The following is a 12,999-nucleotide window of genomic DNA, read 5'->3' as shown; positions in this document are numbered from 1 at the left end:
CTCACGCCGGGCCCCCGAGCCCGACCCCGCCGACCCGATGACCGTCGTGCTGTGGCCGGACACCTTCAGTACGTACTTCCACCCGTCGGTCGCCATTTCCGCGGTACGGGTGCTGGAGGACGCCGGCTTCCACGTCACCGTGCCCACCCGGGCGGTCTGCTGCGGCCTGACGTGGCTGTCCACCGGCCAACTCGACGTCGCGCGGCGGGTGGTGCGCCGCAGCGTCGAGGCGCTGCGGCCGTGGATCGGGGCGGGCACCCGTATCGTGGGCCTGGAGCCGTCCTGCACGGCCGTCTTCCGGGCCGACGCGCCGGAACTCATGCCGGACGACAAGGACGTCGGGCGGCTCTCCCAGCAGTTCCTCACCTTCTCCGAACTTCTGCTGCGGCACGCTCCCGCGGGCTGGCGGCCCCCGGAACTGACCCGGGCCGCGACCGTGCAGACCCACTGCCACCAGCACGCCGTCACCAAGTTCGACGCCGACCGGGAGCTGATGCGGCGGGCCGGCATCGACGCGGAGGTGCTGGACGAGGGGTGCTGCGGGCTCGCCGGCACCTTCGGATTCGAGCGCGGCCACCACGAACTGTCCATGGCCATCGGTGAGCTGGGCGTCCTCCCGGCGGTGCGGCGCACCGCCCCCAGCGCCCTGGTGATCGCCGACGGCTTCAGCTGCCGTACCCAGATCGAGCAGGGCGGCACTGGCCGGCGCGCGCTGCACCTCGCCGAGGCCCTGGCCCTCGGGCTCCAGGGGCACCAGCCCGCGCACCACCCCGAGAAGGCCGCGCGCCGCCCCGTCCCGCCCTCACCGGCCGCCGCCCGCCTCGCCACCGCGACCGCTGCCGCCGCCACCGGCGCCGCGGCGGGGGCCGCCGCGTACGCCCTGGCCCGTCGACGCCGGCTCTGAGCCGGCCGGCCCGGGGTGGCGCGCACGGCCCTCTCGGGGTGGTGGCCGAGCGGACACCCGGCAGCGCCGAACCACCGGCGACGATCTCCGCCCTCTCGCCTCCGGGCGCTCAGACCCGGTGTCCGGGGCCCCGGACGAAGTCCTCGGGAGGTCGACCGTGCTCGCCCGCTCGTACCTCGCTCCCTGCGCGCGCTCTCCCTTTCGACACCGGTGCGCCCTTTGGCCCGACATTGGAGAGCGCTCTCACGCGCGTAGGCATGGCGCCCGTCGCAAGCGCGCAACCGTCCGACCAGCCGCTTCCTTCGGCACGAAAAACCAATTCCGTCCCGTCGTGTGACGAGTCTTGACGGGCGGTCGCCGGGCGGTGCACTCTCCTCCCCATCGCGTTGAGAGCGCTCTCAGAATTTCTTCCGCTCCTTGAAGCCACTGGAGGCTTCCCATGCCCAACGCCAGAGCCGCCTGGCCCACCATCCGACGCGGCTACGCACGCGCAGCCGCCATCGTGCTCGCCGGAGCGCTGCTCGCCGCCTGTGGATCGAGCTCCTCGGACAGTTCCGCGGACAGTGCCGCCGACGGCGGCAAGGTGACGCTCACCATCGACCTGTTCGGCACCTTCGGCTACAAGGAGGCCGGGCTGTACGACGAGTACCACCGGCTGCACCCGAACATCACCGTCAAGGAGAGCAACACCGAGAACGAGGCGGACTACTGGAAAGCGCTCCAGACCCGGCTTGCCGGCGGCGGCGGTCTCGCCGATGTCCAGGGCATCGAGGTGGGCCGGATCGCCGCGGTCACCCAGCAGCAGTCCGACAAGTTCGAGGACCTCGGCCCGCTCGGCGCGAGCAGCCTGAAGTCCCAGTTCGCGCCCGCCAAGTGGGCGGCGGCCACCACCGCCGACGGCCGCACCCTGGGCCTGGGCACCGATGTCGGCCCCGAGGCGATGTGCTACCGCTCCGACCTGCTGAAGCAGGCCGGCCTGCCCACCGACCGCGAAGAGCTGTCCAAGGCGTGGTCCACCTGGGACGGCTACCTCTCCCTCGGCCGGCAGTACGCCGCGAAGGCCCCGGCCAGGAGCCACTGGACGGACAGCGTCGCCAGCCTCTACGCCGTCATCAACGGTCAGTACAAGGAGCGTTACTACGACGCCTCCGGCAAGCTGATCTACGACACCAACCCGGCCGTCAAGTCCGCCTGGGACACCGCCGTGCGAGCCGCCCACGACGGGCTGAGCGCCAAGCTCAGCGAGTGGTCGCCGGCCTGGAACCAGGCGTTCGCGGGCGGCGCGTTCGCCACCCTCGCCTGCCCGGCCTGGATGCTCGGCTACATCAAGGGCCAGGCCGGGGACGCGGGCAAGGGCAAGTGGGACGTCGCCACCCTGCCCGGCGGCGCCGGCAACTGGGGCGGCTCGTACCTCGCGCTCCCCAAGGGCGGCAAGCACACCAAGGAGGCGTACGCGCTGATCCAGTGGCTGACCGCCAAGGAGCAGCAGGCCGCCCTCTTCACCAAGCAGGGCAGTTTCCCGTCCAACCTCGGTGCCATCGCGGCCGTGCAGGACGTCACGGACCCGTACTTCAGCGGCGCGCCGATCGGGAAGATCTTCGGAGACGCCGCCGAGAAGTCGCCCGTGCAGGTGCTGGGTGTCCACGACAACGACGTGAACACCCAGATCACCAACGCCCTCGGTGAGGTGGAGCAGAAGGGCACCGCACCGGACACCGCCTGGGGCCATGCCGAGAAGGGCGTACGGAACGCCATCGGCTGACCTGACGAACCGCTGCCGGGACCGGCCCCACCCCCCCTCCCGGTCCCGGCAGTCCCCGGACCAACCCGCCCCCGATCCCCGAAGGTCCGTCCGATGACCCTCCCCGCCACGGCCGCCGCCCCGGTCCGCCCCGTCGCCGCACCCCCGCCGCGCAGCCGGCGCTCCCGCCGCCTGCTGCGCGACCTGTCGCCGTACGCCTACATCGCCCCCTTCTTCGCCCTGTTCGCGGCGTTCGGACTCTTCCCGCTGCTCTACACCGCGTACGTCTCGCTCTACCGGGTCGAGTTGCAGACCCCGGGCCGGATGGAGTGGCGGGGTCTGGACAACTACACCGCGCTCTTCCAGGACGAGTTCTTCTGGACCGCGCTGCGCAACACCTTCACCATCGGTGTCATCTCCACCGTCCCGCAGTTGCTGATGGCGCTGGGCCTGGCCCATCTGCTCAACTACCGTCTGCGCGGGCGCACCTTCTTCCGGGTCGCGATGCTGCTGCCGTACGCCACCTCGGTCGCCGCCGCCACCCTGGTCTTCGCTCAGCTCTTCGGCCGCGACTACGGCCTGATCAACTGGGCGCTCGGCCTGGTCGGCATCCACCCGGTGGACTGGCAGACCGGCACCTGGGCCTCGCAGATCGCGGTGTCCACCATCGTCACCTGGCGCTGGACCGGCTACAACGCGCTGATCTACCTGGCCGGCATGCAGTCCATCCCGTCCGAGCTGTACGAGGCCGCCGAGATCGACGGCGCCTCCCGGTGGCGGCAGTTCCTGCATGTCACACTGCCCGGCCTGCGGCCGACGATCTTCTTCACCGTGGTGGTGTCCACCATCGGCGCCACGCAGCTCTTCGGCGAGCCGCTGCTGTTCGAGGGCAGCCAGTCCGGCGGCATCTCGCACCAGTACCAGACCCTTGGCCTCTACATGTACGAACAGGGCTGGGGCTACTTCCACCTGGGCCGGGCCGCCGCCATCGCCTGGGTGATGTTCCTGCTGATCGTACTGATGGTCGGCGCCAACGCCCTGGCCGCCCGCCGCCGTGTCGCCAAGGAGAAGTCCCGATGACCGCCCTCACCGCCCAGCGCCGGCCCCGGCACCGCGCCGTACCGGACGCCCCGCCCACCAGGCGCCCGCTGATCCGCCCGGGCGCCGGGCAGCACCGCAGTGCCGGACCGGTGGCGTACGCGATCCTGATCGTCGCCGTGCTGGTGTCCGCGTTCCCCTTCTACTGGACGATCGTCGCCGCGACCCGCCCCAACTCCGACCTCAGCAAGGTGCCGCCGTCGCTGCTGCCCGGCGGGCGGCTCAACGCCAATGTGCATGCGGTGCTCGACCAGGCGGACATCGGAAAGGCTCTGGTCAACTCGCTGATCGTGTCGGGCTCCGTGACCGTGGGCGTGGTGCTCTGCTCCACGCTCGCCGGATTCGCCTTCGCCAAGCTGCGGTTCAGGGGCCGGGGAGCGCTGCTCGCGCTCACCGTCGGAACGATGATGATCCCGCCGCAGCTCGGGGTGATCCCGCTGTTCATGACGGTGGCGGAGCTGCACTGGACCAACCAGCTGCAGGCGGTGATTTTGCCGGGCCTGGTGTCCGCGTTCGGCGTCTTCTTCATGCGGCAGTACCTGGTGCAGTCGCTGCCCGACGAACTGATCGAGGCGGGACGGGTGGACGGCGCCTCGCACGCGCGGATCTTCTGGTCCATCGTGGTGCCCATCGCGCGGCCCGGGATGGCGGTGCTGGCGATGCTCACCTTCATGGCGTCCTGGAACGACTTCTTCTGGCCGATCGTGGCGCTGACCTCGCAGAACCCCACCGTGCAGGTGGCGCTGCGGCAACTCGGCGGCGGCTACGTGCACGACCAGTCGGTGATCATGACCGGCACGCTGCTGGGCACACTGCCCGTGCTCGTCGTCTTCGGCGTGCTCGGGCGGCAGATCGTCGGCGGCATCATGCAGGGGGCGGTCAAGGGGTGACAGTCCCCGCGGGGCGGGCCGGGTCACGGCACCCGTGGGGTGCGCCGCCGCCCGGCCCGCCCGCGGTCCCCCTTGTCGGTGCGCCGTCCGCCCGGGCCGCTGTCCGGCCGCGCACCCGCGGTCACGGCGCCCGCTGACGAACCCCGCCCGCAACGCCCTCGCCCGTATCGACCCTTCCGTAACGACCCCGTCCGCCCGAGTCCTTGGGAGCGCTTCCATCATGACCGCTGTCGACGACCAGACCGCCGCCCGGACCCTGCGGTTCCCGCCCGGATTCCGGTGGGGCGCGGCCACCGCCGCGTACCAGATCGAAGGGGGTGCCCGGGAGGACGGCCGCACCCCCTCCATCTGGGACACCTTCAGCCGCACTCCGGGCCGGGTCCGCAACGGCGACACCGGCGACATCGCCACCGACCACCTGCACCGGATGCCCGAGGACGTCGCGCTGATGGCCGAACTGGGCCTGACCGACTACCGGTTCTCGGTCTCCTGGCCGCGCGTGCAGCCCACCGGCCGCGGCCCCGCCGTCCAGCGCGGCCTGGACTTCTACCGCCGGCTCACCGACCGGTTGCTGGAGGCCGGCATCCGTCCGGCCGTCACCCTCTACCACTGGGACCTGCCCCAGGAACTGGAGGACGCCGGCGGTTGGCCGGAACGCGACACCGCCCAACGGTTCGCCGACTACGCCCGGCTGGTCGCCGAGGCGCTGGGCGACCGCATCCCGCTGTGGACCACCCTCAACGAGCCCTGGTGCAGCGCTTTCCTGGGTTACGCCTCCGGCGTGCACGCCCCCGGCCGCACCGACCCGGCCGCCGCGCTGCGCGCCGCCCACCACCTCAACCTCGGCCACGGCCTGGCCGTCGGCGTACTGCGCGGCACGCTGCCGGAAGCCGCCCAGGTCTCGCTCACCCTCAACCTCGCGGCGGTACGCGGCCGTACGGAATCCGCCGCGGACCGCGAGGCGGTACGCCGCATCGACGCGCTCGCCAACCGGATCTTCCTCGACCCGGTCTTCCACGGCCGCTACCCGCAGGACCTGCGGGACGACACGGCCGCGGTCACCGACTGGTCGTTCGTCCACGACGGCGACCTGGCGGAGATCGCCCGTCCCATCGACGCCCTCGGCATCAACTACTACACGCCGACGGTGGTCGCCGCCGCCGATCCGGTGCACCGCCCGGCGCCCGAGGGCCCTTCGCCGTGGCCGGGCGCCGAACAGGCGGTACGGTTCCTGCCCGCGGCCGGCCCGCGCACCGCCATGGGCTGGCCGGTCGACCCGGACGGCCTCACCGAACTCCTCGCCCGCCTCCACCGCGAGCTGCCCCGTACGCCCCTGCTGATCACCGAGAACGGTGCCGCGTACGACGACTACGCCGACCCCTCCGGCGCGGTGCACGACCCCGAGCGCGTCTCCTACCTGGTGGACCACCTGTCCGCCGTGCACCGGGCGATCGGTGCCGGGATCGACGTCCGCGGCTACTTCGTCTGGTCCCTGCTCGACAACTTCGAATGGGCCTACGGCTACGGCAAGCGGTTCGGCATCGTCCATGTCGACTTCGCCAGCCAGCGCCGCACCCCCAAGGACAGCGCCCGCTGGTACGCCGCCCTGATCGCCGCCAACCGGGGGCGGGCCGACGCCGCCGGCCGGACGCCGCTCCGGGGGCCGGCCGGCGCCGCCGACCTGACCCCGGAGCGGCGCCGCGGTCAGCAGGTCCGGTAGTCGTACCGGGTGGTGTTGTAGCTGCAGACGTCCTGCACCGCGCCGGTGCTGCGGCGCAGCGTCGCGGTGTCCTTGTCGTTGTTCCAGACGTACCAGGCCCGCTGCTGGTGGAGGACGGCCGCCGTGCCGGTGCCCTTGCCCGTCCTCACCAGCACGGTCCTGCCCGCCTGGAGGGTGAACGCCCCGAAGGTGCAGGTGTGCCGTGAGGCGTCGGTGAGGGCCCGGCCCGCTCAGGCCCTGGCCGTCATCACCACGCCCAGCGTGACCATCGTGCAGGCGATCACCACATCGAGAACGCGCCAGGAGCCGGGACGCGCGAAGGGCCGCCTGAGCAGCCTGGCACCGAACCCGAGCCCGCTGAACCACAGCACGCTTCCGGTCGCCGCCCCCGCCCCGAACGGCCAGCGGCCCCCGCCGTACCCGTTGGCGACCGAACCCAGCAGCAGCACGGTGTCCAGATACACATGCGGGTTGAGCCAGGTCATGGCCAGGCAGGTGAGCACGGCCGTGCGCAGCGACGCGGTGCCGGCGCCGTCCGCGGTCAGGGCCGCGGGCCGCAGCGCCCGCCGCGCGGCGAGCAGCCCGTAACCGACCAGGAAGGCGCCGCCGACCCACGCGGTCACGGTCAGCGCGGACGGCCACTGCTTCACCACCGTGCCGATCCCGCTGATCCCCACCCCGATCAGCGCGGCGTCCGAGGCCGCGCAGATGGCCACCACCGCGGCGACGTGCTCGCGCCGGATGCCCTGGCGCAGCACGAACGCGTTCTGGGCGCCGATGGCCACGATGAGCGACAGACCGGTCCCGAGACCGGCCAGGGCCGCGATGAGTGTTTCACGCACAGCCCGAGGCTAGGAGGGCGAGCGATAATAAGACAAGCTCATTATTCTTGGGTACCATGAACGATGCTCATGATCCGGGATGATGACGATTCCGGGCGCGACGACCGTGGGACGGACAATGACCGACCTTCCGCTGGACCAGGTGCGTACGCTGCTCGCCGCCGTGGACGAGGGCACCTTCGAGGCCGCGGCCGAGGTCCTGCGCGTGACGCCCTCCGCGGTGAGCCAGCGGATCAAGGCGCTGGAGCAGCGCACCGGCCGGGTCCTGCTGCTGCGCACCAAGCCGGTGCGGCTCACCGCGTCCGGCGAGATCGTCGTACGGTTCGGACGGCAGCTCGCCCGGCTGGAGGGCGACGCGACCGCCGAACTGGGCCTGGCCGACGGGGCCGGGCCGACCCCGCTGCCGGTCGCGGTGAACGCGGACTCGCTCGCCACCTGGTTCCTGCCCGCACTCACGGAGGTCGCCGAGCGCTTCGACGTCTGCTTCGACCTGCACCGCGACGACCAGGACCACACCACCCGCCTGCTCCGCGAGGGCCTGGTGATGGCCGCCGTCACCTCGTCCCCGGAACCCGTGCAGGGGTGCTCGGTGCGGGCCCTGGGCACGATGCGGTACCGCGCGATGGCCACCCCCGGCTTCGTGAAACGCCGGCTGTCGGACGCTCCGGTACGGCAGCTCCTCGCCGACGCACCCGTCATCGTCTTCGACCGCAAGGACGACCTCCAGGACCGCTTTCTGCGCGGCCTCGCACCCCGGCGCGCCCCGCGCGGTCCGCGGCATCACGTCCCCTCGTCGGAGGCGTTCGTCGAGGCGGTCGCCGCCGGGCTCGGCTGGGGAATGGTCCCTGACGCCCAGTCCGCCGAACACCGCGCCATGGGCACCCTGGTCGACCTCGCCGCCGACCGCCCGGTGGACGTACCCCTGTACTGGCAGCAGTGGAGACTCGACTCCCCGGCGCTTGCCGCGCTCGCCGAAGCGGTGGCCGCGGTCGCGGCCCGCGCCCTGGGGGACCCCGGCCGCTGAGGGCGCACGGAGGAGGCGGTCGGGCCTGCGTCACCGGGGTGCGGGGGAGCGGGCACCGCGCCGCCGGTGCGCGACGCCGCCGGTGCGCGACGCTCCGGAAGCCGAGGAGCCTCGGCGGCTCGCCGGTCCGACCGGGACCGGCCGCGCACCGGCCGGTTGTCAGCCGCGGGCGTCGGGAGCACCGTGGCACGGCGGACGGGTGGGCGCAGGCATGCCCGAACCGCGGGCGGGCCGGGTTCTCCCGGCGATGCGGCGCCGCACCGCCGGGCGCGCCGTGGTTCTGGCGTGAAGTCTCCGATCCGCTTTTGGTGATTTCTACCGTCCGGCCCTGTCCGTCGATAGAATTCCGCCCGGGGCACCGCTCGACCGGGCGTGTTGTTCCGCGGGGGGAAGTGTGCGGCGATTCACCGATTCCGTTCCAGCCGTCGCGGTGGCCACGCTGATATGCGTTCTGGCCGGTTCGGCGGTCGAGTTTCAGGTGGTACGGCACCGCGAAATCGCGCCCGTAACGGAACTCCGATTACTTCGCACCCCTGTGGCCCCGATCGTTTCCGCTGCGCCACAGTCCTCTGCCTCACCACGGGCCCGCCGTTCCTCTGCCTCACCGTCGGACTCGTCCCCGACGCGCCCGTCGGCGACGCACACCCCGCCGACCAGCGCGACGGGGACGGCTCCGGGATCGCCGTCCGCCGGTCCGCTCGTGCCGAGCAACAGCCACCGGCCGTCAGGTGGCGGTGTGAGCAGCACGTACGCATCGCCGACTCGGACGTCGGCCTTCCCGACCCGCACGTCCCGGACACCCGTGCCGCCGAGCACGACCACCAGCGCGCCGTCCACCCCGACCCCGCCGACCACGGACCGCAGATGCGGCGCCAGGAGCGCGGTGGGCACCCTGCGGGTGAGTTTCGCCGGCCCCTGCACGGGCGACCGCATCGGCCATGCCGCATTGGTCACACTGCACGTCTCGGAATTCCCCGACCCCACCACCACGGGTTCGCTGACCCTGGTCGAAAAGGTCCTCACCAACACCGACGGCACAACGCCCGCACCCGGTCTCCCCGTCTTCGCGACCATCGACAAAGGACTGATCACCCCGGACAATTCCGAGCCCCCGTCGGACGGTGATCTGTGGTCGTACACGATTCTGGCCGGAACGAAATGCCCGGGAGACCGCACCCGGCTCGAACTGCAGGTCTACCTCCTACGGCCAGGTGACGAGACGTCGGTCCAGCTTCCGCCCCCGGGAACTCCGGTCGCCATTCCCGAGGGCAGTCCGCTGCTCGCCACGGTCGAGGTCGCCCGGCGTGACGCGCCGCCCGACGAGTGCCGCCACTGACCGCGTCCGTCCAAGGCACCCCGCTCACGAGAGGAAGGAAGTCCGCCATGGCCGACAGCGCCGGTTCCGCCGAGGGCCCCGACCAGCAGGCCGGTCCCGGCGGTGATCCGCCCGCCGGGGGCTCTCCGGCCGGCTGGAGCACCAAGGCCAAGCTCAGCGTCGTCGTCGCCGCGCTGGGCGTGCTCGCCGCGGTGTTCACCGCCAACCCCGGGCTGCTGCAATCCGGGGGCGGAGGCGGGGGCAACGACAACCACGGCGTCGTCCGCGGCGACAACAACCCGGTGTTCAACAACAACAACCACGTGGGCGTGACGGTCGCCCCGCCTGCGCCGTCACCCACCGCCACGGCCGGCGCCACCGCCTGCGAGCAGCGGCCGAGGACGTCGCACGGTTACAGCGCCGCCTTCGTCACGCCCTGCGACGGCGACTCCCTGCCCTCGCCCTATCCGCTGATCACTCTCAGGGTGCCCGCCTACCCGCCCCACGACGGCTCGCAGGGCAGCATCCAGATGCTTGTGCGGATCCTGTCCAACGGCAGGGGCATGCCGCTGGACGACCAGCCGATGTACAGCTCCCACCAGGTGGAGCCGGGCACCGCGAAGCGCGTCGGGCGCCACACCTGGACAGGCGACTCGATGATCTACACAAGCTGCAACGACTCCGGGCCCGCGCAGATCCTGGTGTACTGGCTGAGCCCGAGTGGCACCGCCGAGGCCCGTCACACGTGGCAGCCCGGCAAGGCCGCCGGCGTCCCCCCTGACAGTGAGCTGCTCGACGAGGTGACCGTCAACATGGTCCCCGGCTGCTGAACGGACGCCGGCGGCGGGCCGCCCGGGCTTCGGCCCTGGCAGCCGCGGCCAGGCGCTCCGCCAGCCGCACCTCCACGGCTCCCGCGGTCGCCGCCGGGTCGTAGAGCGTGCGGTCCACCAGCTCGGCAAGTGCCGCCAGCGAGCCGGCGCTGCCGGAAGAGGCCACGTCGTGGGCGGTGGGGGCCGGCAGTGTCCCGGGTTCGACGGCACGCAGCGTCCGCCGCCACGTTTCGAGGATCCGCCGGTCCGCGGGCAGGCGGGCCCGGCGCTCGGCGTCCAGCCGGGCGGCGGCCCTGCGGCGCAGGGCGGCGGCTGCGGCGGAGGCGGCCACCGCGATCAGTGCCGCGGCCAGGACCGCCACGGCGAGGACGACGCCCTGGTGGCCGCCGCCCGGCTCCCCGCCCGGGGGCGGGGAGGTGACCGGCGGGGACGCGGAGGGCCTCTGGGTGACGGGTGGAGACGCGGGAAGTCCGGCGACGCTGCGGTCGGGGAAGGGCCAGAAGTCGACCCACCCGCGGCCCGGGTAAGCGACCTGAGGCCAGGTGAGGGCGTCGGATCCGTACACCTCCTGGCGCCCGTCGGCGGAGACCGCGCCCCGCGGGCGGTAGCCCACCGCGACGCGGCTGTCGGCGCCCAGCACGCGCGCGGCCAGCGCGAAGGCGGTGGCGTACTGATCGCTGCCGCCCCGGCCTCGGCGCAGGACGTCGGCCAACGCGCCGCACCCGTCGCCGTCGACCGCGCGCCTGTCCAGCAGACCGTGGCCGGCCAGCAGGTCCTCCAGCCGGGCGAGCCGGTCCGTCAGCGGCACACGGGCGTCGGAGCCGTCGGTGAACGGGCGCAGCGCGTCGCGCGCACAGGCCGGCACGGGCACGGTCGAGGGCAGAGGCGCCCCGTCCCGTGCGGCGCCCGTCGGCTCCGCCGCCACGGTGTAGCGAGTACGTGGCGTCGCCGACCGCAGTGCCTCCGCCGTCCTGTCGTAGTCGAGCACGGGCTCCGCGCCGAGCATCCGTGAGGGGTGCGGCAGCAGCCGTGCGGCGGCGTCCAGGGTCACGGTCACGCCCGCGCTGCCGTCCGGCGGCGCGGCCAGTCTCCGCAGGACGGGGGTGGCGTGCCATCCCGCTGCTGCGTCGTAGTCGTCGTAGGCCAGCAGGATCCACAGCGGCGGGGAGTCGCGCAGCGCGGCGGGGAGCCCGACGGTGAGAACCCGCTGACGTGGCCGCGAGGCCGCCCACGTGGGCAGCAGTTGCAGCGGGTCCGGTTCGTCGGGCGTGGCGCGCACGCGCTGCACCTCGGTACGGGCTGCTCCGAGGTCGGGCAGCGGCAGCAGGGCGCCCGCGCAGGCCGTCGACACCACGACCAGGGCAGTGGCCGCTGTCCGCAGGGCCCCTCGGAGGCCGCCCGGCGGCCGGTCGACGAGGGCGAGCGCGACGGTCAGCGCCACCGCGCAGAGCAGGCCGGCGAGCACCGCCGCCCGCGGGCCGTTCACACCGGCCCCGGCAGAGCCGCGGCGGCCAGATCGGCCGGATCGGCGACTTCCACCAGGTGGAAACCCCGGAGGCGGCGTGCGGGTCGCCGGCGGTCGGGCGCCGTCACCCGTACGCAGACCACCTCCGCGTACCGGATCGCCAGGGCGCTGAGCGCCGGCCGCCACAGGTCGGGGTCGCGGGTGGTCACCAGGACGGCGAGCGCCCCGCCGGACGGCACGGCCGCGGCGCGGTTCAGCGCGGCCGTGCCCCTGCCCGGTTGGGGCCGCACTGCCGCGAGGGCGTCCAGCAGGGTGTCCTCGACGCCGGGCGCGGGAGCGAAAGCGCGCTGCGGCCCGTCGCCGCAGGCGAGGGCGACGGGCAGCGCCAGGCGCAAGGACTGGACGGCGACGGAGGCGGCGCAGTCCACCGCGGTCTCGAAGTCGCGCGCCGCGTCGGCGGCGGTGCGGTGATCCGCCCCGGCCGACGCGATGCCGGTGTCCAGCAGCACGGCGAGCTGCCCTGCGGTGTCGGCGGACGGCTCCCTGACGTGCAGTCGGCCCGTCCGCACGGTGCTGCGCCAGTCCAGCAGACGCAGGTCGTCCCCGGGCAGGTAGTCGCGCACCCCGCGCACCTCGAAGGCGTCCTCGGAGCCCGGGTGCCGGGCGCCGGCCCGGCGAGCCGCGACGGCGACCCAGCCGACCTCGGGCAGGACGGCGGGCCGTACCGTGACCGTCCCGTCCGGCGCGGTGCTCACGGCCGTGGCGGTCGCGAGGCCGAGCCGGTCGCGGTACTCCGCGTTCGGTGTGCCGAGCCGCCACACCCCGCGCGGCAGCGGCGGCGTCCGCAGCGCCCATCCGGAGGCCACCAGCGGCACCCGGCGTTCGCCGTCCAGCAGCGCGTCGCGGATGAGAGGATCCGGCCCGCCGCGCACCGGGCCGACGGGCGTGTACCGCAGCGCGATCCGGTCGCCCCGTACCGCGGCGGAGGGGGGGACGCCTTCGCGGACGACCGACTGCCGCACACCGCGGCGCACCGAGGCCCGCCCCAGCGCGCAGCCGGCCAGTGCCGCGAGCCCCAGCCCCACCGCAGGATGGGAGCCGCCCACCGCGCCGAGAACGGTGGCCACGACCGCGCCGGCGCACACCAGCCGGCCCGCCCGGGTGAGCCGC

11 protein-coding genes and 1 pseudogene are annotated in these 12,999 nt (G+C 73.5%); 8 read left to right on the top strand and 4 right to left on the bottom strand.

Annotation, left to right across the window (positions count from 1 at the left end; genetic code table 11):
* From VIW71_RS02045 to VIW71_RS02025, 5 genes are all read left to right on the top strand, one after another.
* The coding region (locus VIW71_RS02045; protein WP_331620097.1) for a (Fe-S)-binding protein at window positions 1-904 on the top strand (904 nt) is incomplete at its 5' end.
* 439 nt (window positions 905-1,343) lie between these two features.
* Entirely contained in the window at window positions 1,344-2,666 is a 1,323-nt protein-coding gene (locus tag VIW71_RS02040) for an ABC transporter substrate-binding protein (RefSeq protein ID WP_331620096.1), read from the top strand.
* A 93-nt stretch (window positions 2,667-2,759) separates the two neighbouring features.
* Window positions 2,760-3,725, top strand: coding sequence for a carbohydrate ABC transporter permease (locus VIW71_RS02035; protein WP_331620095.1), 966 nt, complete (start codon window positions 2,760-2,762; stop codon window positions 3,723-3,725).
* Window positions 3,722-4,633 carry a carbohydrate ABC transporter permease gene (locus tag VIW71_RS02030; RefSeq protein WP_331620093.1) on the top strand — a complete coding sequence of 304 codons (912 nt, stop codon included), beginning with the start codon at window positions 3,722-3,724 and terminating at the stop codon, window positions 4,631-4,633. Before VIW71_RS02035 ends, VIW71_RS02030 begins: the two co-directional genes overlap by 4 nt.
* A 220-nt stretch (window positions 4,634-4,853) precedes the next feature.
* A complete protein-coding gene (locus VIW71_RS02025) occupies window positions 4,854-6,353 on the top strand; it encodes a GH1 family beta-glucosidase (protein WP_331620091.1) in 1,500 nt (499 codons plus the stop codon).
* Here VIW71_RS02025 and VIW71_RS02020 read toward each other — a convergent pair.
* Window positions 6,338-6,562 (bottom strand): annotated as a pseudogene (locus VIW71_RS02020) (lamin tail domain-containing protein); the annotation flags it as partial. The gene VIW71_RS02025 and the pseudogene VIW71_RS02020 overlap by 16 nt on opposite strands.
* Before the next feature lie 21 nt (window positions 6,563-6,583).
* Window positions 6,584-7,195 carry a LysE/ArgO family amino acid transporter gene (locus tag VIW71_RS02015; protein WP_331620090.1) on the bottom strand — a complete coding sequence of 204 codons (612 nt, stop codon included), beginning with the start codon at window positions 7,193-7,195 and terminating at the stop codon, window positions 6,584-6,586.
* 118 nt (window positions 7,196-7,313) lie between these two features.
* Here VIW71_RS02015 and VIW71_RS02010 point away from each other — a divergent pair, with 118 nt between their 5' ends.
* The 3 genes from VIW71_RS02010 to VIW71_RS02000 all read left to right on the top strand — a co-directional run bounded on the left by VIW71_RS02010 (window position 7,314) and on the right by VIW71_RS02000 (window position 10,364).
* Window positions 7,314-8,219 (top strand): LysR family transcriptional regulator ArgP, encoded by a 906-nt coding sequence (locus tag VIW71_RS02010; RefSeq protein WP_331620089.1) that lies wholly within the window; start codon window positions 7,314-7,316, stop codon window positions 8,217-8,219.
* 736 nt (window positions 8,220-8,955) lie between these two features.
* Window positions 8,956-9,555, top strand: coding sequence for a hypothetical protein (locus tag VIW71_RS02005; RefSeq protein ID WP_331620088.1), 600 nt, complete (start codon window positions 8,956-8,958; stop codon window positions 9,553-9,555).
* Between the two features lie 47 nt (window positions 9,556-9,602).
* Window positions 9,603-10,364 (top strand): hypothetical protein, encoded by a 762-nt coding sequence (locus tag VIW71_RS02000; protein ID WP_331620087.1) that lies wholly within the window; start codon window positions 9,603-9,605, stop codon window positions 10,362-10,364.
* Here VIW71_RS02000 and VIW71_RS01995 read toward each other — a convergent pair.
* A complete protein-coding gene (locus tag VIW71_RS01995; RefSeq protein WP_331620086.1) occupies window positions 10,342-11,850 on the bottom strand; it encodes a transglutaminase-like domain-containing protein in 1,509 nt (502 codons plus the stop codon). The genes VIW71_RS02000 and VIW71_RS01995 overlap by 23 nt on opposite strands.
* A partial coding sequence (locus tag VIW71_RS01990; RefSeq protein WP_331620084.1) for a DUF58 domain-containing protein occupies window positions 11,847-12,999 on the bottom strand: 1,153 nt, incomplete at its 5' end. The genes VIW71_RS01990 and VIW71_RS01995, both read right to left, overlap by 4 nt.

The sequence above is a fragment of the Streptomyces sp. genome (assembly GCF_036524955.1).
In the GTDB taxonomy this organism is placed as follows: domain Bacteria; phylum Actinomycetota; class Actinomycetes; order Streptomycetales; family Streptomycetaceae; genus Actinacidiphila.
The sequence above is the reverse complement of the archived record's forward strand: the minus strand, read 5'-3'. Positions and strand labels throughout refer to the sequence as shown.

Bases quoted from the DNA above. Each gene is read 5' to 3' on its own strand.
- VIW71_RS02025 (WP_331620091.1), top strand. From the start codon at position 4,854: ATGACCGCTGTCGACGACCAGACCGCCGCCCGGACCCTGCGGTTCCCG.
- VIW71_RS02010 (WP_331620089.1), top strand. From the start codon at position 7,314: ATGACCGACCTTCCGCTGGACCAGGTGCGTACGCTGCTCGCCGCCGTG.
- VIW71_RS02030 (WP_331620093.1), top strand. From the start codon at position 3,722: ATGACCGCCCTCACCGCCCAGCGCCGGCCCCGGCACCGCGCCGTACCG.
- VIW71_RS02035 (WP_331620095.1), top strand. From the start codon at position 2,760: ATGACCCTCCCCGCCACGGCCGCCGCCCCGGTCCGCCCCGTCGCCGCA.
- VIW71_RS02000 (WP_331620087.1), top strand. From the start codon at position 9,603: ATGGCCGACAGCGCCGGTTCCGCCGAGGGCCCCGACCAGCAGGCCGGT.
- VIW71_RS02040 (WP_331620096.1), top strand. From the start codon at position 1,344: ATGCCCAACGCCAGAGCCGCCTGGCCCACCATCCGACGCGGCTACGCA.